The sequence below is a fragment of the Pseudoflavitalea rhizosphaerae genome, from assembly GCF_003991355.1.
Taxonomy (GTDB): domain Bacteria; phylum Bacteroidota; class Bacteroidia; order Chitinophagales; family Chitinophagaceae; genus Pseudobacter; species Pseudobacter rhizosphaerae.
In genome coordinates, this window is record NZ_RCSU01000001.1 from 194,545 (window position 1) to 217,795 (window position 23,251).

Here is a 23,251-nt window from a genome sequence, read left to right on the forward strand (position 1 = left end):
TTGGAATGATCAAATAATTTCTTTGGATGCTATTTTCTTCCCGGCGGTATCGGGAAATACAGATGTTTCTTGAAATAATCCCTGAGCCGCCGTTGATAATAGAGTTTGTAATCGCCCTCATAGCTATGGCTTTGGCCGGGAAGGATAAGCATATCAAAGTCCTTCCCGGCATGAATCAGAGCATCAGCCATTCTGTACGTATTACCCGGATGTACGTTCTGGTCCACCTCGCCGGCAACAAGCAATAAATGTCCATTTATGGAAGAAGCGAGTTCCTGGTTAGTTTTTACTTTAAAATTGAAACTGGAATCGGTCCCCTGGTAGGTTTCGCCCCATGTACGGTTATAAATCCTGTTATCATGATTACCAGCTGAAGCAACTCCTACTTTGTAGAAATCCGGATACTTACCCAGGGCTGCCACTGCCATCATTCCTCCACCTGAATGTCCGAAAATGCCTACCCTGCCTGTATCCATGAAAAGATAACGTTTGCTTAGCTGCTCAAGGCCTGCTTTGTCATCTTCCAGGGCATAGTCGCGCAGGTTTCCGTATCCATAAGTATGATAAGCCTTGCTTCTGTAGGGAGATCCGCCACGATGACCCATCACTACAACAATGAACCCTTCCTGCGCCAGCGAAGTATTGTTATAGCGGTCCAGCACCGTGAACTCAGACCAAACGGTTTCTATCTGAGGGCCCGGATATACCTGGGATATCACGGGATATTTTTTAGTGGAATCGAAACTGAACGGCTTCCACATCAGGCCATAGAGATCCGTTATTCCATCGGCCGCTTTTATAGTGAACATTTGTGGTTGCTTCCAGCCATACCTGTATAAGCGGCTCATATCTGGTTTCCAGGCTTCCATGATCTCGTTACCATTCATATCCCTCACTACTGTACGGGGCTCCAGATCGATGCGGGAATAGGTATCCACCATATACTTTCCATTGACGCCGAAGAACACCTTGTGCGTGGCATTGCCCGGAGTAAGCAGGGTGATCTTGTTCCCTGAGAGATCCGCCCTGTATAACTGTGAGTAGTAAGGATTGATCCCCTTCTCCCTGCCATATCCATAACAATATATCGCGTTGGACAATGTATCAACCCTTACGATCTTTCCTGCCGTCCAGTCGCCGGAGGTAACGGCTCCCTGTAACCGCCCTTCCCCATTATAGCGATAATAATGTCCCCAACCTGAGCGGTCGGACCACCAGAGGATGGTTTTCCCGTCCTGCAGGATATGCACTTTGAAAAGATCTTCATTGATGAATGGTTTGCTTACTTCATGGATCAGTATTTTCACGGCGCCGGTTGCTGTATCCACGGCACAAAGCTCCACTTCATCCCTGGTCCGTTTGTACCGGAGAAAATAAACTTTACTTCCTGCATACAAAACTTCCAGCTGCTGGTCCTTCCAGCGCTCCGTGTTTACACGCAGGAAAGTTCCTTTGGCCGCGTTACCGATATAGAGCTCATATTGCGTAACATCTTTATCCAGGGGCGTTTCATACTTGTATGATACCGTTCTCGGCCTCGGCTGGGAAAGCGTATGCACCACCGTCATCGTGCCCACTTTTCTTCTATCCTTCCTGACTGCATAATAGCATTCCGATCCCTTTATCCAAACGGCCTCCGAATTTGTTTCCCGCCTGCTGCTGGTATCTTCATCATTTACATTGAACGAGTAATACAAACCGGCATCACTGGTGAGCGGTTGCTCCAGGCTGTCTGCCGTACGTTTCAACCACAGGTTGTGTTCCCGTGCAAACAATTGCCATTTTTTGTTGGTGGAAATCCCGATCCGGTAATCCCCGTTGTACGAGATCCTGCCCGTGTCCTTTACCAGTTTGCCTATGGCAAACAAATAGTTGTATTTGTCGGTCCTGTATTGAATGCCCAGACCACGTTGGAAGTTCAGTCCCGGGCCTGTAATTTTAATAGCAGAGGTATCGATCTTTTCCTTCCTGATCCTGGCCAGTTCTTTTGCCAGGAATAATTTGTCCGATATATTCCATCGTTTCCTTTTTGAAGGATCCACCAGGAAATAATTCTTTTCAGAACTGTCTGAAGCCACAAACCAGAACCTGTCTTCTTTGCCGGCAAAAAAAGGAACAATGGCCATGGAGCCGATCTGCTTACTCAGATTGTGGGCATCAAAGTAAGTGGCAGGATTTTCCTGCGCGTGAGCAAAGCCAGGGATCAGTACAGTCATGATCAGTGTACTACAAATAAGTCTTTGCATGCCTTACCAGGTTTGGGTTTTTTGAATGTGCTGCCGTTTCTTTGATTACCTCTATCCAGCGGGGAAAATCTTTCCTTTTATAAGCAGGTATAAAAGAGACGAAATCAAAAACGATATTCATGTTATCGCTGTTGAACTTACCAACATGATCGGCCAGCAGGTTTACCACTTTGTTACCGTCTTTCTTACACGCAGCTTCCGCAATATCCATCATCACCAGCAGGTCTTTTTTATCGGGTACCCGTGTACGTTTGATCTGTTTGCGGTACCTGGCAAAATCTTCTTTATTGTAGCCGAAGTTTTTCTGGTAATATCCTCTCAGACAATAGCCTGTCATTTTCCGGAACACCCCCGATATCTTCTGGTCCACCACTTCCTTACCCTGCACAGCCGCAAAGGTTTTCCAGTTGTCTACCAGGTAATTGAAATTATGACTGTTCATATCAGAGAGCTCGCGGGAATAATTATTCTCTCCAAAGAGGAACCAGTTCTCTTTGACCGTTCTTTCTGCCGGGGTTAACAGGTTGAAGTATTCGAGCGCCAGTTCCTGCGCAGGTTTTCTTTCCAGCATTTTCAGGGATTCCCAGATATAGTCGCGCATCAGCTGGTGAGAGCGGTCGCCTGCATTGTACCTGCGCCAGATCTTAACTATCTCATTGTCCGGATCGATACCTGTTCTGATCTTTTTCATGAATTCGGGAGCAGAAAGGCCTCCCACGAATTTGTACAACAAGGCTCCTTCACCATCGAAGATCAGGAAACTGGGATAGGCGCCAACCTTATATTTCTTACCGGCTTCCGGTCCTTCTCCCTTTTCCATATCCAGTTTCAGGTTGACGAAACGGCTATTGAAGAAATCCGCTATGGAGTCGAGGGTGAATACATATTTCGACATCTGTTTGCAGGGTCCGCACCATTCCGTGTAGCAGTCTACAAACACGAGCTTATTTTCCGCTTTTGCACGGGCAATGATACCTGGCAGGTCTTTGTGCTCGAAATTGATCTCCCTGTTCTGTGAAAAACCAGGCTGCAGGATCATCAATAACGGTAATAAACATACGATCTTCATCATTTTTACTTGTTTATTTTGGCAAAGAATTCTTTTTCGATCTTCATTGTCATCAGGCTATAGTTTTCTTTCGTGAGCAATTGAGTATGTTCCCTGCTCATTTCGTTCACCTTTCCGGCCAGTCGCTTAATATAATAGTGCAGCAACATATTGCCGTCGCCAAGTCCCTGACTGATATTGTTCTTAAAAGCGGCCTGACTCAGGTTAGTTACAAAACCGAGCTGTGTAGCCCGTTGCGCGGCAGTCAGGTTTTTATTCTTATCAAATGAGAAGAATATTTCCTTATCCAGGAAATCAAAAAGTGCTGATGTGGTCAAAGCATCTTTACTTTTCTCTTCCGCAGCGGCCAGGTTACCGAGTACCTGCACGGAAACGATCTTATTCAGCACCGCATCTTTGAGTTGCATATTCCACTCCTGCACATCCAGCACTTTCCCATTGGGCGCCAGTTTTACATTCATCCACGATGGAGGGCCGTTAAAAACCTGGTCTGCCAGGAATTGAAGCGCTTTCTTTTGCTGAACAGCCGGCACTTCAATACGCTTTCTTTTACGTACAGAAACCCCGCCAACCTGATCAGCCACTTCCATTACATATTTGGTGAACTCTTTTTGCAGGGCGCCATACAGTGTTCCATTTACATTGAAGAGATCTTCCGTACCATCGAGGAGAGAGGATATATTTCCCAAATGCGGATACAGCGCTTTCAGGTTATTGATGCCGAGCGCAGCTGCTTCAGTGATATCATTGGACAAATCAGCGCGGCGAACGATGGGATCATCCTTTTCGGAAGTTTGGCTAATATCATTAACAGGATATGTACCAGTGCCATAGGCCCATTGAATGGCTGCAATATCATCTGCTCCTATCCGTGGGATCAGTTCATCCACGGGGATTCTGTCAGCAGGCTGCGCCAGGTAGTTGAAACCAAGCTCATCCATAATGGAACCGCTGATGCCATTTTGCCGGAGGAATGCGGCATTACGCAACTGTGCAGGTGAATAGCGGGTACTGCCCAGCAGGTTGTCTTTCAGCCCCAGCACTTCACCCATCGCACGCATCACTTTCCATTGTATGATAGCTGATGCAATCTCTTTGTTTTTGAGGTCTTTGGTGATACGTGGATCTGTTGCTCCGCATTGCACCAGGTATTTCAGCATCCATTCGTCCAGCAGTCCATTGGTTAGGTTGACCCTGGCCGTTATGATCTCGCCGGTTTCAGGATTATCCACTGTAGCTGTGAGTACGCTCATATAAGCATTGGCCCAGTTGACCACCACTTTTCCAGGAGCCAGTTGCAGGTTCTTTCCCGTACTCACTTCAATCACATCCTGGAAACCGGCTGCATTGAACGCTTTATTCCAGGCCAGTATGCCGTACTTTACGGCATTACGGTAGAGTGCTGGAGTTGCCTCATCGATCACCACATCGATCTTCCTTTCCGGCGCCACCATGCCCTTATGTTTCTTTGAACCCGGACGGATATCCCACTTACGGATAAACGAAGTTTTACGGGCTGTATAGGCTGCCTTGCCATAATCGATAAAACTGAAGGTTTCAAAACCGGTTTCTCCTTCAGCGATCTTCCTGGGCATTTTTTCTACCGGTAGCAGGGAGATCAGCAGTTCTACCTCAAAACTGGAATAGTTTGCGGATTTGGGTCCCGCACTGGAGCGGGCCAGGTAATCCGTTTGAGAACGCTCCACCAGGAAACGGACCCCTTCTTTTTCCGGCGACACCTGCTGCACAAAAGATCTTTGCGGATCAGGGCTGCTCAGGTAACTCTTATCTGCAAAACTAAACCAGTCGCCACTTTCCATGAGCTGCCTGGTGATCTCTATGATATAACTTTCCTGTTGTTTTCCATATGCTTCTATCCTGTAACCATAGTTCACCGGTAACATTGCGGAACGTTGCATTGATCTCTCCATTTCACCATTGGCATCGCCTGAAGCGCCTTCACTGAAAAAGGGCCTGGTCACATTCATGAAATCGTTGGTCCCTTTACTGAAACGGATGATGCCGGTGGATTTGGCAATGGCAGAAGCATTGCCCCGGCTTACATATGCCATAACCAGAACATCCCTGTTCAGGTACTCAGCAGGTATTTCCAGGTAAAAGCTTTTTCCTTTCTGGTACACAGGAAAAACTCCTCCGGTCATCTTCATCTCATTGGTAAAGAACTTATCGAAGTCAACCGGACTTTTAGCGGGCACCTGGGCCTGTGCAGTCATTACCAGCAGGTAGGCTGAAAATATCATCGTTCTTATAAACATCAGTCCTGTTTTATTGCATTATTTGTTTGCCATTATTGTTGTTACAGCGCCTGTTTTCCAGATACTCACCAGATCAGACAGGGATTCCAGATGCGTTTGGGTAAGCAGGTCACTGGTTACAGGAATTCCTTTTTTAATTTTATCCTGTATAGCATCAACCAGTATCGACATCTGTAATGCGATATCATTTGAGTAGTTTGCTTTTGACTCAGCAGAAGTGATGAGGTTCACCAGTAATGTCCGCTGCTGGACCCTCCGGAACGTATTCACCGGCTGACCATTACCGATACCGTCAAAGATCTTATCGGATAAACGCCTGATGAAATCCATCGGATCGATGTTTGTCTGTCCGGAAGCCAGGTAGTTCTGTCTGACCTGTGCAAAACTGAAGAATAGTTTTCCCAGGCCTTTTGCGAAGGACGGCATTCCATCTTCTTCAAAGGAGAACCCTGCTTTCTGCAACACTGCCGGAGGGAAGAGCCAATCCGGGTATTGGATAAGGTATTCTTCAAGAAAGGCAAGTGCATCCAGCTGGTCATTGATGCTGGCGGCCTCAGAAGGTTTCATGCCTTCTTCCGGAAGCGCATCCTGGTTATTGTACCGTGCGCCGATCATTCTTTCCACATGCCCGATATAAGAATGGAATCTTCCCACCATACTACGGTACTGTTGCGCATAATAAACATCATCCGCTTTCATCTCTTTCATCCAGGAATCGAAATGCTGCATGATCAGCTTCAGGTTCTTCATACCCAGCCTGCCTGCTATTGCAGCATTATGCCCTACATCTTCCGATTGAATGCGGGGATCATACAATTCACTTTCACTTCCAAAAACAAGCCGTGGATCTTTTCTTTTTGCAGACACCCATTTGCTCAGTGAATCAGCTTCCTGCCTGGGAGAATTGAATTGCGGCAGGTAGCGATAGCCCCATTCAATAGCAAAACGGTCGTATATGCCGATACTTGGCAGCAGCAGTTCCACCGGCATTTTATCTTCCGGCTGCACTACATAATTATAACGCATATAATCCATCACGGATGCGCCGAATCCATTGCGTTTCACAAATTCCGGATTGCGGATACTGTCTGTATTATAACAGGAGCTGCCGGCAAAATTGTGACGAAGTCCCAGGGCATGTCCCACTTCATGCGTGATCACATTTTTGAGGAGTTTACCAACCAGTTCTTTATTCATCGGAAATTGCCTGGCAGCAGGGTCAAGCGTAGCGCACATCGTAAAGTACCAGCGTGAAACAAGGTCCATGATATTATGGAATACCGCCACCCTGGAACTGATGATCTCTCCTGAACGGGGATCGCAAACCATCGGGCCATAGGCATTGGGCACCTGTGAGGGCTTGTAGGAGATATAAGAATAACGTACATCCTCAATCGAATAGCTGCTATCAGTTTCCGCCGGTTCCGGTTTGGCGCTGATCGCATTTCTGAACCCAGCCTGTTCAAATACTTTGGACCATTCATTCACGCCATCAATGAAGAATGGTACCAGGTAGGCGGGAAGGTCACGGTCGATATAGAACAGGATGGGTTTTTCAGGTACCACCAGTTCACCAGCCAGGTATTTCTGAAGGTCCTGTGGTTTAGGTTTGAGGTTCCACCTGGTGGCCAGCTGAACGAAGCGCGGATTATCGGGGTAATTGTCCAGATCACGTATGCTCCTGGTAAAGTACCCTACTCTCTTGTCGAAGAAACGCTGGGGCATTGGGTTTTCAGGCAACAATATCCAGCTGGCCCCAACCTCCCAGATGGAGGCATCCAATGGTTTTTTTCCTGACCCCGCCCCTGGCATCAATCCGCCTTGTCTGGAGGCAGCCGGTACACCGGCGCCATAACTCCTAATGGAACGGAAATTGATATTGCCCGGGAAGGTTTTCACACCGGTTATATAGGATTTGTCTTTTTGCATTTCACCAATGCCCAATTCATCTTTGGCACCTTTGAGGGAGAACAGTTCCGCATCGGCATTGTACAGGTCTGTGATATCGATGAGCACGGCATTGGCGGACACAGCTTTCACATCAAAACTGTGCATCACCGGCAGGAGCTTGTCTGCAAGAGGTTTGTAGTACGGCGTACTGCTGTCTTTCGCATTGAGGAAATAAGGCTGAACAAAAGTCATGCGCTTTCCATCATCCGATTTCTTGAATTGAAAAACGGTTTCGAAAACAGCGTCGCCTGAAAAGCCATATCGTTTATCGGCGCCGCGCTCTTTCTGCGCTGATCCTTTTACGATAGTGATGGCTGCCAGTACATCGCGGCCATTCAAAGCATCCGGTATTTCCATCAGGTACCGGCCTTCCTGTACATAAATATTGCACATTCCTTTCTGCAACTTTGCTCCGGGCTTTATAAAAGTTGTCAATGGTGGCAAAGCACCCGGCTTGCCGGCCACCTGCCCTAAGGACAGTAAGGAAGCAGGCACCAGCATGGCTGATAACATTATGGTACGAAGTATATTCATGGTTTTATTTCCTTTTCCGGCAATTCACTGCATGTTGCATTCCGTTGCCGGATGCATTCATAAATGCTGGTGTTGTTATTTATCTGGATAAAGAAGCGTTACCGATCTTTTGCAGATCTATATTGTACTTTTCGATAAAATAATTGCGAACGATATTATACCGTTGCCTGATCTTTCCGAAGCGGTCCTTGGTTGGATTCAAAATACCCACGAAAGATTTTGTGGTATTGGGAGCGCTGGTATTCAATACAGATTCCGGGTAACCTGTCATGGCCAGGATATATTCTTCCCAATCCTGCACTGGTCCTGAACCATAATAATTGGTAATGGTCCCTGCATCATACGCAGCCGGCTGTGAAGCAAAATTGGAGGCATAAGATGTCACTTTCACAAAATCAGCGGGAGGATCAATAGGTTTGCGGGCAAAAATATTCCGCATGAACATATTGTTCACCTTAAAGATGAAGGTGCCGGAATCCAGGGCAGTCATATTTTCAACGGCCGCACTGCCATAGTTCACACAGATATTATCGAGATTGAACCAGGCCCCTACTGCTTTATTTACCTGCGTGATGGTAATAGGGGTTGTACTGAAATCGTATTTTAGCGAGGAAGAGTCCACTGAAGAACACAAGAGGACCTTTGCCGGCAAAAATGTTTTCAGGAACTCATCTGAATAATACCCAAACCAGCAGGTCTGTATAAGGTTGAGTTGTTTGGTGATATACGGTTCTTCGGCGGGTTTCACCAGAAATCCTGTGGTCCAGGCTTTGGTAGCTTCATTGTACCTGGTATTCTTCCAGCCGGAGGGGGTCCAGTAAGCATCCCTGTCGGAAAATTTATACAGCATATAGGAGCCGTATTTATCGAAGTACTGGACAATAGTTTTGTCGAAATCGTTATTACCCTGCGGCAACGTATATCCCTGGCTGCTTTCGGTTGGTTGCAGTTTATCCTCTTTTTTGCAGGCTCCTGCCAGCAATACAAAAACGCAGACTATATATAAGTTGAGTTTCATGATTGATGAAAATTTAACGTGGGTTAGGGATCAGGTTATTGTTCCTGTCTATGGCGGTAGCTGGTATGGGCAGTGCATAAAGCGGGCTGTTGGCCGGAAGCACAAATTGCCTGGTATCCCCTTCAGCATCCACCAGGTTATGGGTAACGGAAAGGCCTAAACGCTTGATATCTGCCCATCTGGTATTCTCTTCAAAACTGAGTTCCCTTCTGCGTTCTTCCAGCACAAATGTCAGCAATGCATCTCCGTTGCTGAGATCAACCGGATCATAGGTGGTATTGCGCGTATCGTACCTGCTTTCGCGGAGATCATTGAGATCTTTGAGGGCAAGAATACGGTCTGCATCCTGTGCTGTTCGCAGAAATCTTCTTGTGAATGCTTCTGCCCGGATAATGTATACTTCGCCGGTGCGGATACCTTTATCACCGGCTGTGATATTCATGCCGATTTTAGCAGTACGGGAGGGGTATTGGACACCTCCGTTGGTGTATTTGAAGAAGTTCAGCGTGTAGCGGAGGTCTCCAAAATTATTATTGTCTGGTCCTATAAAGTAACTGTTGCGCAATTCATCTGAAACCGAGAAAGGTGGATTCAGGTTGGAGAAGGAATTGGCCGCGGGATAGAATGTTGCCAGCGAGTTGGGGTTGGACCCATACTGCCAAAGAATTTCAGTACTCCTTTGCGGATCATAGATTCCCGACATGGAGATCACATTTCCGGTGCCGATATAATTCTTCAGTAAGGTCAGTTGGGGGCGTTCACTGATCACCAGTCCGGCGTACTCGATGGCTTTGTCCATATCCGAATCCTCCCCCCTGTACAGGTAAAAACGGGCCAGCATGGCATAGGCTGTAAGATGCCCCACTCTGAAAGTGGAAGGCGCTACGAAATTATCTTTCAGCAATTGCGCTGCTTCCAGCAGGTCAGCCTCGATCTGGTCGAATGTTCTGCGCAAAGTATGACGTGCAACATGTTCATCGCTCACCTGCATAGTAAGAATAAGAGGTAATCCAGGTGTGGTTTCCGGGTTCACTCCGGCGCCCCTGTAAGGCAGGCAGTAAAGCTGTGCCAGTTTGAGGTAGTAATAGCCGCGCAGGAACAATGCCTGACCACGCAATGCCATTTTCTTCGTATCCAGCCCATCCACTTCAGGCGTGTAATCGATAACAATATTACAGCCTTTGATCTTGTTGTAATAGTTCTTCCAGGCATCCACGGCGGTAGCAACAGATCCTGTAGTTCCTTCCAGTTCCAATGGATCGAACCCAAAAACGCCCTTACCATTTTCCTGGAATGGTATGTATGTAGTATTGATGGTACCGTTGGTATTTTTAGGAAGGCCATTTGATTTAACATCATCCGTAAGCATATCTGAAAACCACTCCAGTGCTGTTGTATACGGGTAGGCATCACTGTGCATGAATGCCGTCATGTCTTCCACTGAAGATGGCCTGATCTCATCAGAACTGGTTTCTTCAAGGAATTTTTTACAGGAAGTGGCAAGCAAACAAACCGGCAACAGGTATATGAATATTTTTTTCATTTCAATGTCAGATTTTAAGATTAGAAACTGGCGGAAACGGTGAGTGTATACGTTCTCGTACGCGGTTGCTGGCCTGTAGCCACTTCCGCATCCCGGCCTTTGAAATCTTTACTTACAATCGAAAACAACTGACTCACACCGCCTCCGAAATTGATGGCATTACACCTGAGCTTTCGGGCAACACTTTCGGGCATGCTATAGTTGATGCCAAGGTTATTACATTGAAGAGATGTGGCATCCACTACCCTTGCGCTGCTGTTATTGTACATTTCATACACCTGAGTAAAAGTGCGCTTGTCGGGCAACTGGAATGACGCGAGTGTATAATCCGGTAATCCGGGAAATGAAGCGGTTTTGTTAGAGGGAGTCCATCTTGCCAGCAACTCTGCTGAGATGTTTTCGTACTCAGACGGCAATCTTCCGCCGGTTGCATTATAAGCAGGGAGCAGGAATTTTTTTCCGCCCAACCGCAGATTGAGGGAAGTGTTGAGCGACCAACGTTTGTACCTGAAGCTCATTCCGATTCCAGCCGTAAAATCAGGGTCCAGTTTTCCCATGTATTTCATGTAAGTGGTAGGATCGCCGATGGAGTCTGCACCCTTTGCCACCTGTGTGTTGAAAACAGGGTAACCATTTTCTGCATTGATACCTGTATAATCGAAAGCCCAGAACCCTGTTACCGGGTATCCCGCTTTATAGTACGTTCCACTTACAGCAGATTTCCAGTTGACAAGCTGCGTACCTGTTCTGGTGATCTCGTTGAAGTTCTTAGAGGTATTCATACTGAGATTCCAGGTAAAGTCCTTTGTACGCACCGGAGTAAAACTGGCGCTGATCTCAAGTCCGCGATTGATCATGCTGCCTCCATTGATGGGCATGCTTTCCACACCATACTCAACCGGTACTTTCAACTCAGTGATGAGGTCGCGGCCTCTCTTTTCGTAATATTCAACTGTGGCCATTACCTTTCCATGGAAAAGACTGAGGTCTACTCCGAAGTTGGCGGAGGAGTTCTTTTCCCAGCGAAGGTCCGCATAAGGCAGCTTGCTTAATGTGAGCAGGTCTTCTCCCGTGAATACATCAACGCTGTTGGCAGCGGCTCCGGTGGGAATGCGCACGATCAGATCAGGACTGACGCTGCTCACGATATTACGCTGATAACCGAAGCTGGCGCGCAGATTGAGGTCTGCCAGCCAGTTCGTCCTGTCGAACCATTTTTCACGCGCCATATTCCATCGGACACCACCTGCCCAAACGGGATTGAATTTTTCACCGGTGTATTGACCAAAACGGTTGGAAGCATCTGAACGCACGCTGGCATTAAGCACATACCTGCTATCGTAGGAATAGTTCATTGTTGCGTAGTACCCCATATTATTGGTTAGCCTGTCAACATTCCTGCGGGATGCCTGCATATCCGTATACAATGCATTGGGCGTTCTGTTGGCAGTGTAAGTAAGCGGAACGGTGGCAAAGGATTTACCACGATAGTGCATATAGCCGTATGTAGTGGCGCTGCCTCCTGTGAGCCTGGTACTGTTGGCTTCCTGACCCACCATCACAGTGAGCGCATGCACCTGCCTGAATACCCTGGAAAAAGACAAACTGTTCCGCCAGTTCCAGGAAGTGGAGGAACTCCTGTTTTCATTCAACTCTCCACCAACCGGTAAACGGCTGTTGATATATCTTGTATCGGTTGGGTTTACAGTTCCATATTCGTAATTCCTGATTTTGGCAATATAAGCCGTCCTTTCAGTAGCCCATGATTTACCTTCCACAGTGGTGGTATTGTAACCGAACATCGTTTGAAAACGAAGTCCGGGGAGAATATCATAATTCACATCGATGCTGGTGTTGATGCCAAGGGTTGAGTTTTCCAGCCCGGTATTGTCGCGCTCATTGAGAAAGTTGAACCTGAAACCACTCTCATTGGGGTAGTAAGACAATGCACCGGTTTCATCGTATGCTTCCAGGGCGCGGTTGATCTTTGTGGCGTAAGCATAAGGACTAACCAGATAGAAGCCTTTTGTTTTTTTCTGCGAACCAGATAAACGCAAGTTCACATTCAGCTTGCTGGTAAGACGGGAATTGATGCTCACATTACCTGTATACCCTGTATTATCGTTACCAATGGCGGTGCCTTTGGTGGAATTATATCCGACAGATGCATAATACCTGGTATTGGCATTGCCCCCGGAAATACTCAGGTTATGGTTCATACTTACGGGTGCCCGGAAAATCATGTCGAACCAGTCTGTATTCACCGTTTCCAACCTGGCAACTTTCTGATTGAATTCATCATAAGTGATCCGCTTGTTGAGAAAGTCATTCAATACACCTGCATACCCAATGGTATTGTTCAGGTTATTGGTGATCAACCCACGCTCATAAATCTCTTTGGAAACAGCCACACGTTCCTTGGAATTCATCATTTCAAGGCGGTCATAGGTTACTTTTTCCGTGATGCTGGTGTTAACAGAGTAGTTGATGGAAGCCGGGCCTATCTTTCCTTTCTTGGTAGTGATCACAATTACGCCATTGGCTGCACGGACACCATAGATGGCGGTGGCAGAAGCGTCTTTGAGAACAGTAATATCTTCAATGTCGTTCGGATTCAGCCAGCTGATGGAATTGCCTACAAAATCCCTGATATAATCGAAATTATCCTGGTTGATCTCACCCAGTGCATTGAGAGTGGCGGTTTTGAAAGGCAGGGGATCTTCCTGGATAATGCCATCCACCACCCATACAGGTTCCTGCGTTCCCAGTAAGGTTGAAGTTCCGCGCACGCGAGTACGCTGGCGGACACCGGTAAGACCTGTAGGATTGGAGACCACCACGCCTGGCAGTTTACCTTGTAATGCCTGTTCCAATGTATTGACACCATTGAGATAAAGCTCTTCCGCTTTGATGGTGCTTACAGATCCTGCCACTGTGGTTTTTTTGAGCGATTGATAACCGGTAACTACCATTTCATTCATGGTAGCTATGTCTTGCTGCAGGACAATGAACATTTCTCCTGAAATGGCCTTTACAATATTACTTCCGGAAAGAGTGATGGATTTGCCGGCTGAAAGGGCTGCGTATTTGTCGAGTGGCATTTCAAGTTTAGCATGGCCAACATAAGAAACGATGAGGATGTCATCATCTTCTGCATCGATGGTAAACCTGCCCTGGGCATCGGTTTGCACGGTACGTTTCTTGTTTTTCACCATAACAGTTGCACCCACCAAAGGCGTGGCCACATTGTTGCTCACCCGGCCTTTTATGGGATCCCTTTTTTCAGCTATAACAAGCGGCTGAAAAAGGTTCATGGGTTTGGCGGTGATCACAATTGTGTTGCCCTGGATCTCGTAAGAAAAGGGCTGATTGCCCAACACTGAAGTAAGTGCTTCACGGATCGTAACTCCATTCAATTCCACTGATACAGGCCTTGCGTTCTTAAGCTCTGCGTCATCATAAAAGAAAACATAGCCTGTTTGCTTTTTGATCACTTCAAATACCTGTTGTAAACTCACCGACTTTGCAGTGTAATTTACCAGTTGGGCTTTGGTGCCGGCGCTCACATGAAGGAATGCGCCCAATAATAAGATCGTCGTTAGTTTCATGACTAACAGTAGTTTGGTTGAAAACTGCGACTTCGGTTTTCTCCATATGGATAACCCGTCGCAGTACGCATGAATTTGCATACTTTCGCAATGTTTAGGTTGATATTAAGCAGTACAATTCCTGTAAGAGATCGATCTTAAACTAACCGGGGCAGGGTGCAATCTGATCCCCGGTTTTGTTTTGATCCGTCTCTTTTTGCTTCCGTGGCCAGCAATAGCCGGAAGCGGGTTTTTCAAAAGTTTGTTCAGCTTTTTTTAATGGTGATCTGTTTATCGTTGTCGATAGTATAATTGATGCGGATGGTGCGCAGGATAGCCAATACCTGTTGAAGGCTTAGCTGCCGCCCGATCTCGCCGGAGAAGGTTCTTACAGGAATACCGCCATCGTACTTCACTTCCACATCATACCACCTGCTTAACTGCCGCATGATCTCTTCCACATTGGCGTTGCTGAAATGGAAAAGTCCATTTCTCCAGGCAGTCACTTCATTGATGTTTGCGATGCCGGTACTTATCTTTCCGTTCTTATCCAATTTTGCCAATTGCCCGGGTTTCAGGATTTCCGACTGGCTCCTGTTCCCATTCAATACTTTAACAGCGCCATCAACCAGTGTTGTTTTAATAATGGGCTCATCCTGGTAGGCGTTTATATTGAAACTTGTTCCCAGCACTTCCACTTCCGCACGGTCATCCACATTTACCTGAAAAGGACTGTTCGCTATTTTTGCAACATCTATATATACTTCTCCTGTGACCTTCACTTTTCTGATACCTTTTGTAAAGGCCATGGGATAAGTAACAGAGCTTCCGGCATTGAGCCATACCCTGGACCCATCTTCCAGCAAAACCTGGAATGTTTTTCCGTTGGGAGTGGATATGGTGTTCAGGCTGGTCACATCCGCGACTGTATTATTTGTGTAAGTGATCTTTCCGTTATCAAGCAGCATACTGGCGCCGGAAGGATCTTTTATCTCTCTTTTACCTGATTGGTCCAGCACCAGTTTGCTCCCATCGGTACGGGTGAGAATAGCCCCTTCTTTCCCCGGAGCAATATCGTTCACTGGTTTCACGTCCGCCACCGCCGGCGGTTGTTCCGGGGCGCGGTCCCACCACCAGATACCGGTTGCCAGCGCCAGCAACACGGCAGCCGCTGCTATCCTGGCAAGGTGCGCCATACGTAACAGTCTGCCTTTTTTTTGCGGCTGCAATTCCACACGATCAGTATCCAAAATTTGCTGCGCAATGGTTGAATAAGGTAACAGATCGGTACGGCTATGTACATGAGCATCCAGGAAGGCCTCTCCTGCTTCGAGCGCCAGTTCCTGATCTTCACCTGATTGAAGAAAAGTGATCAATACTTCTTTTTCACTTTCCGAAATGGTGTTATCAGCGTATCTGTTCAGTAAATAGGCAAGTTCAGATTTGTCCATGGTGTATAGTACTTGTACATTAACCCTCCAAATGAACAATTAGGGGGTATAGGTCAAAAAAAAAAAATAAAAGAAAGATAAGATGGCAGGTAAAAGCCGGCCCGATTGACGAAGTTTTTTGCGGATCTTCTTTAAGGCGGTGGCCAGTGTTTTCTTTACGTAATCCTCCGAGAGGTGTAGCGAATCAGCAATTTCAGAGATGCGCTTTCCCTGTTCACGACTGAGTGCATAGATAGTGTATTGCCTGGGCGACATTTCACCGATCGCCTGTTGGATAAGCACCCTCGTCTCGGAAAGTTCAACCCGCTGTTCAGTCGGGTGTGTTGCATGCAGGCTCCCGGATGTATCGAGGTTATGATGCAGTTTGTCCCGTACCTGGCTTTTCTTGATATGCCGGTAACATTCATTGATAATGATCCTTCGTACATATCCGCCAGGTTGCGCAATTTCCGGGAATTTATCCCGGTTCAGCCAAACGCGCATAAAGGATTCCTGCAGCACTTCAGCCACATCAGCTTCAGATTTCACCAGCTGCATCACCGCTCCACTAATAATGGTCATGAAGTGCTGGTATACCTGTTTAAAAGCCTCTTCATCCCCATTAGCTATCCGGTTGAACAGTTCCCTTTCCCGGAGATGATCATACATACCGTCAGTGGACATTTACATTTACTTTGGATTGCATTCAATGTACAATGATACCCAAAATTGCGGATAGGCGCAGTTTTTTGAGCGAAGTTCTCTGGCTTGTAAATGAACTGAAAGGATTTCAGAAGATCATGCTGAAGAAAGGTGAATCGAAAACGATCCAGTCATTCTGGTTGAAGTAAAGCACTAATTTGAAGAAGGGGTTTCATGCAAAACACAAACACGCATGAAACCCCTTCCTTATGCAGGATACCAAACAATTTCATCACCAGAACCTGACATACAGCAGTGTCAGCAAAATGATCGTTATCACAATCAGCAATGCCGTACGATTATTGATCCTGAACATCTCCCGGTCAAGCACAAATGCTTTCGGATTTATCTTCGGACCGGCAAGGCTCATACTGATCATGACCAGCATCGTAAAGAAGAACGACCATCCCATATTGATGAGAAAGGGAATTCTCCAGACAGTCTTTACAATATCCCCGGATTTCTCCTGTGTTTCGAAAGCTGTATACAACCAGGTCTCATGTCCAAATACCGATGGAGCATAGTTATTGAAGAATACAGACAGTACAAACCCGGTGATCACGCCTGCAATGGCCGCTGCACCGGTGGTCCGCTTCCAGAACATCCCAAGTATGAACATGGCAAATACGCCGGGACTGATAAAGCCGGTATATTTCTGAATGAAGGTGAATCCACCTTCCCCTCCTATTCCCAGAAGATCTTTCCATGTGAAGAGCAAGGCCACGATCATCGCCACCAATACCGTTAATCTTCCTATCCAAACCTGCTGCTTCTCACTTGAATTACGCGCGAAGTATTTTTTATGGATATCGAGGGTATAGATGGTAGAGATACTATTGAGCTTTCCTGCCAGCGAAGCCACGATGGCTGCTGTTAAAGCGGCCACCGACAAACCCTTTAAACCTGCTGGTAAAAAGCTCAGAATGGCAGCATAAGCACCATCTTTGCTTCCGCCTTCCAATTGCGGAAGCTGTCCATTTTTATATAAAACGTATGCAGCAATTCCTGGCAGCATTACAATCAATGGCATCAGCAATTTGAGAAAACCGGCAAACAAAATACCCGTCCGTGCTGTCTGCAGATCGGCTCCCAGTGCGCGTTGCGTTATATATTGATTACATCCCCAATAATTGAGGTTCACGATCCACTGACCTGCAGCATACATGGCAATGCCCGGTAATACCAGGTATTTGTCCACTTCTATCTGCGGAGTACCGGCCGTTGGTTTATCAAAGATCATATGAAAATGGTCCGGTGCATCTCGCATCAGGATCTCAAAGCCCCTGATGGCGCTGGCGCCTTCACCGGCCCGTTCAGCAACAATACTAAGTGCGAGATAGGTTGTGGCCAGGCCACCTACAATGAGTACGGCCACCTGGATCACATCAGTATAGCCGATCACCTTCATGCCTCCCAGTGTAATGAGCAATGCAAACACCGCCAGGCCGATCATGATCACATGCAGAGAACCTCCACCCATCAGACCGTTGATCGCAACAGCTCCCAGGTATAATATTGATGTAAGGTTCACAAACACGTACAGGAAAAGCCAGAATATAGCCATGATCACCGCCACCGTTTCATTGTATCGCCTTGTGAGAAACTGCGGCATCGTGTAAATCTTATTCTTCAGATACACAGGTATGAACCAAACAGCAATAATGATCAGGGCAATAGCAGCGATCCATTCATAAGCAGCCACAGCTATACCTGCAAAAAAACCTTCACCGCTCATTCCGATGAATTGTTCCGCAGAAATGTTCGAGGCAATCAGCGATGCGCCGATAGCCCACCATGTCAGTGAGCCTTCTGCAAGAAAGAAGTCCTTGGTATCGGCCACTTCTTTTTTCTTTTTACGGTAGATCCAGTAACCATAACCGGCAACGATCAGGAAATAAACAAGAAAAATGCAATAATCAATTGGCAGCAATTGTGAATTCATGTTAGTATTAGCTTAATGGAGTAAGGTAAAAATGAGTACAGGAATTTTTTTATCGAAAAGAAGCGTCATTCCATCGCAACTCGTTCCTGAAGTATCTTAGTTTCGTTTCCTTATCTATCAGCACCAGCTCCATTCCCGCCATCAGAGAAAGATCCTCCAGGTGCTGTGCTGTAAGATTCTGACTGAAACAGGTATGATGTGCGCCACCAGCCAGGATCCAGGCAGTACAGGCGGTATTGATATCCGGATAAGGTTCCCACAGCACCCTGGCCACCGGTAATTTTGGCAGTTCGTTTTCGGGAGTCACAGCATTTACTGTATTCACCAGCAAACGGAAGCGGTTCCCCATATCGATGATGGACGCATTCAACGCCTCCCCGCCTCCTGCATTGAATACCAACCGAACCGGATCTGCTTTTCCTCCAATTCCCAACGGATGCAATTCACAGTTCGGTTTTCCATTTGCAATAGATGGACAAATTTCGAGCATATGCGCACCGAGCACCAGCGGCTGGCCGGGCGACTTCGCAAAGTGATAGGTATAATCTTCCATAAAAGAATTCCCTCCCGGTAGTCCTGCAGCCATCGTTTTCATGATACGCACCAACGCCGCTGTTTTCCAGTCACCCTCTGCTCCAAAGCCATAACCATCTTTCATCAATCGCTGCACCGCCAGTCCTGGCAGTTGCTTCAGTCCATGAAGATCCTCAAAGGTGGTGGTGAAGCCCTTATAATTCCCAGCCTCCAGAAACCTGCGCAATCCAATCTCGATCCTTGCAGCTTCCCGGAGAGCAGGATTGTTCTTCAGAGAAGCAGCCAGCGTATATTCATCAGCGTAATGCCGGCATAGTGTATCTATTGCATCCTGTTCAACGGCATCCACAAATTTGACCAGGTCACCCACCCCATGCGTATTTACCGAATAACCGAATTTCATTTCCGCCTCCACTTTATCCCCTTCGGTAACGGCAACATAACGCATGTTATCGCCGAAACGGACAAACTTCGCACCCTGCCAGTCGTGCCATCCTGCTGCCGCCCTCATCCAGGTATCAAGCTGCTTCAACACAATATCATCCTGCCAAAAGCCGGTCACTACTTTTCTTTCCAGGCGCATCCGGCTCATGATAAAACCAAACTCCCTGTCGCCGTGCGCCGACTGGTTCAGGTTCATGAAATCCATATCGATCTCATTCCACGGGATTTCCCTGTTGAATTGCGTATGCAGATGCAGTAGCGGCTTTTGAAGAATTTTCAAGCCCTGGATCCACATCTTGGCAGGTGAGAAAGTGTGCATCCAGGTGATCAGTCCAATACAGTTCTTTATTGCATTGGCATCGATACAGAGCTGGGCGATCTCTTCAGGTGTTTTGACAATTGGTTTATAAACTATCGTAACCGGTATGCTTTCATTCGAATCAAGATATCCGGCAATGTGTTGCGCATGTTCCGCTACCTGCCGCAGTGTAGCTTCTCCGTACAAATGCTGGCTGCCGGTCACAAACCAGCACTCCAGCTGTTCAAAGGGTTTACTCATTGTATGTTGATGAATTTGTAGATGGTAGTTTGTGTATACACCTGTCCGGGCTGAAGAATGGCGCCGGGAAAAGATGGTTGATTGGGACTATCAGGGAAATGCTGTGCTTCAAGGCAAAGTGCGGCATACTGCACATAGGGCTTTCCATTTTTTGTTTGCTTCAGGGAACCATCCAGAAAATTGCCGGAATAGAATTGCAAGCCGGGTTCTGTGGTCCAGACTTCCATTGCTCTTCCGCTTTTTGTGTGCGACAATACAGCTGCTTTCTGAAGAGATGCTCCAGTTTTGTTCAATACCCAGTTGTGATCATATCCACCAGGAACCAGTGCAATATCACGGCCAATGAGTTTGGCGCTACGGAAGTCCAGTGGAGCCGTAACACTATCGATCCTGCCGGTGGGTATCAACAATGAATCAACCGGCGTATATCCATCAGCGTTGATCTGTAGCTCATGGTCCAGAATGGTAGAATCGGGCCCTCCAGATAAATTGAAATACGCATGCTGTGTGAGATTTACAGGCGTGGGTTTGTCGGTGGTGGCTTTGTACTCTATCCTCCAGGTGTTATCATTGGTCAATGTATACACCACTTCTATATCCAGGTTGCCCGGATATCCTTCTTCCCCGTCTTTGCTTTTGTAAGTGAGCAGCAGGCTGCTATCGCCCGGCAGCTTTTCAATCTCCCAATAAACCTTATCGAAGCCTTTATTACCACCATGCAATGAATTACCGTGATCATTGGCCACCAGTTGGAACTGTTGTTCGTTCAATTTGAATGTTGCCTGGCGGATCCTGTTGGCATAGCGACCTACCAGGGCTCCGAAATAAGGATTGTTTTTTTGCAGGTAGCCTTCCAGGCTTTCAAACCCCGCTACAACATCTCCGGGTTCTCCATTGCTGCCCGGAACCACCAACCGCGTAACAGCCCCACCATAATTGATCACATTTAATTCCATTCCCTGCTCATTGGTGAGGGTGTATTCTGTTACAGCTTTCGATTCATAGGTACCAAAGGGCTTAGTCATAATGGACCTGGCTTTTTTTTGTGGAGCCTGCCCGCAGGCTGCCAGTAATAAGAAAAGGGATAAATATTTCATTGGCTTGATCGTTGAATAAGTTTATTGACCGTAGTAAGAATGAGGACCATGTTTCCGTTCAAAATGTTTTTGGATCAGGGCATCTTTCATTTGACCGGATTGCGAATTGATCTGCAGTGTCAGTAATGCCATTTTTGCCATCTGCTCCAGCACGATGCTATTGTATATAGCCTTCGCAGCATCACGGCCCCAGGTGAATGGAGCATGATTCCCCACGAGGACCATTTCGATCTCCCTGTGATCGAGCCCCCGTTCCAGCAGGCATTCCATGATCTGAAAGCCGGTAGAATATTCGTAGTCTCCTTTGATCAGTTCATCGCGCATCGGCGCTGCACAGGGAACAGCAGTGGTGCAATGATCTGCGTGTGTGGTGCCAAACAAGGGAATATCTTTCAGTGCCTGCGCCCATGCTGTGGCATAAGTGGAATGCGTATGGCAAATCCCTGCCACCTGTGGCCAGTGCTTGTACAACACAGCATGCGTGAGTGTATCGGAAGAAGGCCTGAGTGAACCTTCTATAACCCGGCCATCAAAATCCACGATCACCATTTTTGCAGGAGAGAGCTGATCGTAAGGAACGCCGCTTGGCTTGATGGCAAATAATCCCGCAGACTGATCGGCAGCGCTCACATTACCAAATGTGGCCACCACCAGCCCTGCAGCAGGTAATTGCATATTGGTCTCCCAGGCCTGTTCCCTGATTGCCTGAAAACGATCATTGACTTTTTTTCGTTTAATGGACTGCGCACCAAGGGCCTGGTATCGTTGATATCTTGCCGCGTAGTATGCGGTAAGTTCTGTGCGGGGATGGTAAGTATGCTCAAATCCCTGGCCCATAGCCTCCATAGCCGCTTCCGCTGTGGGATGGATTTTGGCAACTACGGCAGCAAACATGGCGGCGCCGGCAGCACAGGTCTGCTCCGACCTGTGTATTCGTATAGGCATCCCTGTTACATCCGCCATCAGTTGCATGATATAGGGAGATTTACGGGCCACTCCTCCCAACCCTATCAATCCTTTGATAGGTACTCCTTCAGAAACAAATCTTTCCACTATCGCCCTTGCTCCAAAGCAGGTGGCCTCCACCAATGCCTTGAATATCCTTACTGCATCACTGCCCAGATCCAAATTGCTGATTGTGGCTTTCAATTCCTGGTTGGCATCCGGCGTACGCCTTCCATTGAGCCAGTCCACCGCAATCTCATCGTTTTCTCCCAATGGCAAAGCAGCAGCAGCACCGGACAATTCAGTGATGGAGCGGTTCACCAGATTACTGAACCAGGCATAGGTATCGCCAAAAGCAGACTGACCTGCTTCAAGGCCGGTCATACCGGGGATCACAGAGCCAGGGACTTGTCCACATATACCTTTCACAACAACATCCTGCATTTCATCCTCTGGTATCGCCAGCATATCGCAGGTGGAAGTGCCCATTACCTTACTGAGGTAATAAGGTTCAATTTGTCCTCCCACAGCTCCCATATGCGCGTCGAATGCGCCAATCCCAATAATCACATCCGTGCTAAGCCCCAGTCTTCCGGCCCAGTCGGCACACAATGTTCCGGCAGGAACATCGGAAGTATAAGTGGTGGTAAAAAGATGATCTGTAAGTCCATCCAGCAGGGGATCAATTTCCGCAAAGAAACTGTTCGGAGGAAGGCCGCCAAATGATTCAGACCATAAGGCTTTATGACCTGCCGCGCAAATGCTCCGTTTCAAAGCATGCACATCCTTCCCACCCGTCAGCAGGAAAGGCATCCAGTCGCAATGCTCTACTAACGAGTATCCCTCAGCGCGGATCTGCTCATCATTTCTCAACAGGTATAACCATTTAGCCCAGAACCATTCCGAAGAATAGATCCCGCCGCAATACTGCAAGTATTTAGCGGCCTCCGGATGACGGTTGATATCGGCCGCTTCCCGGATGGCGGAATGATCTTTCCATAATACGAACATGGCATTGGGATGCTCTTCAAAACCCGGCAACAATGATAATGGTATTCCTTCCCGGTTCACCACTACAGGTGTGGAGCCCGTTGTATCCACCGAGATGGCCCTCACCTGCGCTGCCGCAGCCGCTCCTGCCTGTTCCAGGCAATCTTTTACCACAAACTCCAATCCTTCCATATAATCCAGGGGATGCTGCCGGTATTGCTGCCGGGAAGCATTACAATAAAGCTGCTGCTTCCAGCGAGGATAAGCGAATACGGAAGATGACAGCTCTTTTCCATTGCCGGCATCAACCAGTATGGCCCTTACAGAGTCTGTTCCGTAATCGACCCCAATAACGTAATTCTTGATTTCTTTATTAAGTGTCATA

General features: G+C 47.3%; 13 protein-coding genes. All 13 read right to left on the bottom strand.

The window, feature by feature from the left end; translation table 11 throughout:
* Positions 1-29: 29 nt before the first annotated feature.
* Entirely contained in the window at positions 30-2,246 is a 2,217-nt protein-coding gene (locus tag D9Y29_RS00830) for a S9 family peptidase (protein WP_127124539.1), read from the bottom strand.
* Positions 2,227-3,318: a thioredoxin family protein gene (locus D9Y29_RS00835; RefSeq protein WP_127124540.1), complete on the bottom strand. Its 1,092-nt coding sequence runs from the start codon at positions 3,316-3,318 to the stop codon at positions 2,227-2,229. The genes D9Y29_RS00830 and D9Y29_RS00835 overlap by 20 nt, the downstream gene beginning before the upstream one ends.
* Before the next feature lie 2 nt (positions 3,319-3,320).
* Positions 3,321-5,591 carry a zinc-dependent metalloprotease gene (locus D9Y29_RS00840; RefSeq protein WP_127124541.1) on the bottom strand — a complete coding sequence of 757 codons (2,271 nt, stop codon included), beginning with the start codon at positions 5,589-5,591 and terminating at the stop codon, positions 3,321-3,323.
* A gap of 18 nt (positions 5,592-5,609) precedes the next feature.
* Positions 5,610-8,075, bottom strand: a complete 2,466-nt coding sequence (locus D9Y29_RS00845; RefSeq protein WP_127124542.1) for a zinc-dependent metalloprotease — start codon at positions 8,073-8,075, stop codon at positions 5,610-5,612.
* A gap of 79 nt (positions 8,076-8,154) precedes the next feature.
* Positions 8,155-9,093: a putative zinc-binding metallopeptidase gene (locus tag D9Y29_RS00850; RefSeq protein ID WP_127124543.1), complete on the bottom strand. Its 939-nt coding sequence runs from the start codon at positions 9,091-9,093 to the stop codon at positions 8,155-8,157.
* Positions 9,094-9,106: 13 nt separating this feature from the next.
* Positions 9,107-10,636, bottom strand: coding sequence for a RagB/SusD family nutrient uptake outer membrane protein (locus D9Y29_RS00855; protein WP_127124544.1), 1,530 nt, complete (start codon positions 10,634-10,636; stop codon positions 9,107-9,109).
* A gap of 20 nt (positions 10,637-10,656) precedes the next feature.
* Complete coding sequence (locus D9Y29_RS00860; protein WP_206513674.1) at positions 10,657-14,244, bottom strand: SusC/RagA family TonB-linked outer membrane protein; 3,588 nt, start codon at positions 14,242-14,244, stop codon at positions 10,657-10,659.
* 245 nt (positions 14,245-14,489) lie between these two features.
* A complete protein-coding gene (locus D9Y29_RS00865; RefSeq protein ID WP_127124546.1) occupies positions 14,490-15,674 on the bottom strand; it encodes a FecR family protein in 1,185 nt (394 codons plus the stop codon).
* A gap of 39 nt (positions 15,675-15,713) precedes the next feature.
* Positions 15,714-16,337: an RNA polymerase sigma factor gene (locus D9Y29_RS00870; RefSeq protein WP_127124547.1), complete on the bottom strand. Its 624-nt coding sequence runs from the start codon at positions 16,335-16,337 to the stop codon at positions 15,714-15,716.
* A 250-nt stretch (positions 16,338-16,587) separates the two neighbouring features.
* Entirely contained in the window at positions 16,588-18,297 is a 1,710-nt protein-coding gene (locus D9Y29_RS00875; protein ID WP_127124548.1) for a sodium:solute symporter family transporter, read from the bottom strand.
* A 49-nt stretch (positions 18,298-18,346) separates the two neighbouring features.
* The gene (araA, locus tag D9Y29_RS00880; protein WP_127124549.1) at positions 18,347-19,834 is read right to left on the bottom strand and encodes an L-arabinose isomerase; all 1,488 of its coding nucleotides are present in this window, start codon (positions 19,832-19,834) and stop codon (positions 18,347-18,349) included.
* The gene (locus tag D9Y29_RS00885) at positions 19,831-20,859 is read right to left on the bottom strand and encodes an aldose epimerase family protein (RefSeq protein WP_206513675.1); all 1,029 of its coding nucleotides are present in this window, start codon (positions 20,857-20,859) and stop codon (positions 19,831-19,833) included. Before D9Y29_RS00885 ends, araA begins: the two co-directional genes overlap by 4 nt.
* Positions 20,860-20,952: 93 nt before the next feature.
* Positions 20,953-23,250 carry a ribulokinase gene (locus D9Y29_RS00890; protein WP_127124551.1) on the bottom strand — a complete coding sequence of 766 codons (2,298 nt, stop codon included), beginning with the start codon at positions 23,248-23,250 and terminating at the stop codon, positions 20,953-20,955.
* Position 23,251: the final 1 nt, after the last annotated feature.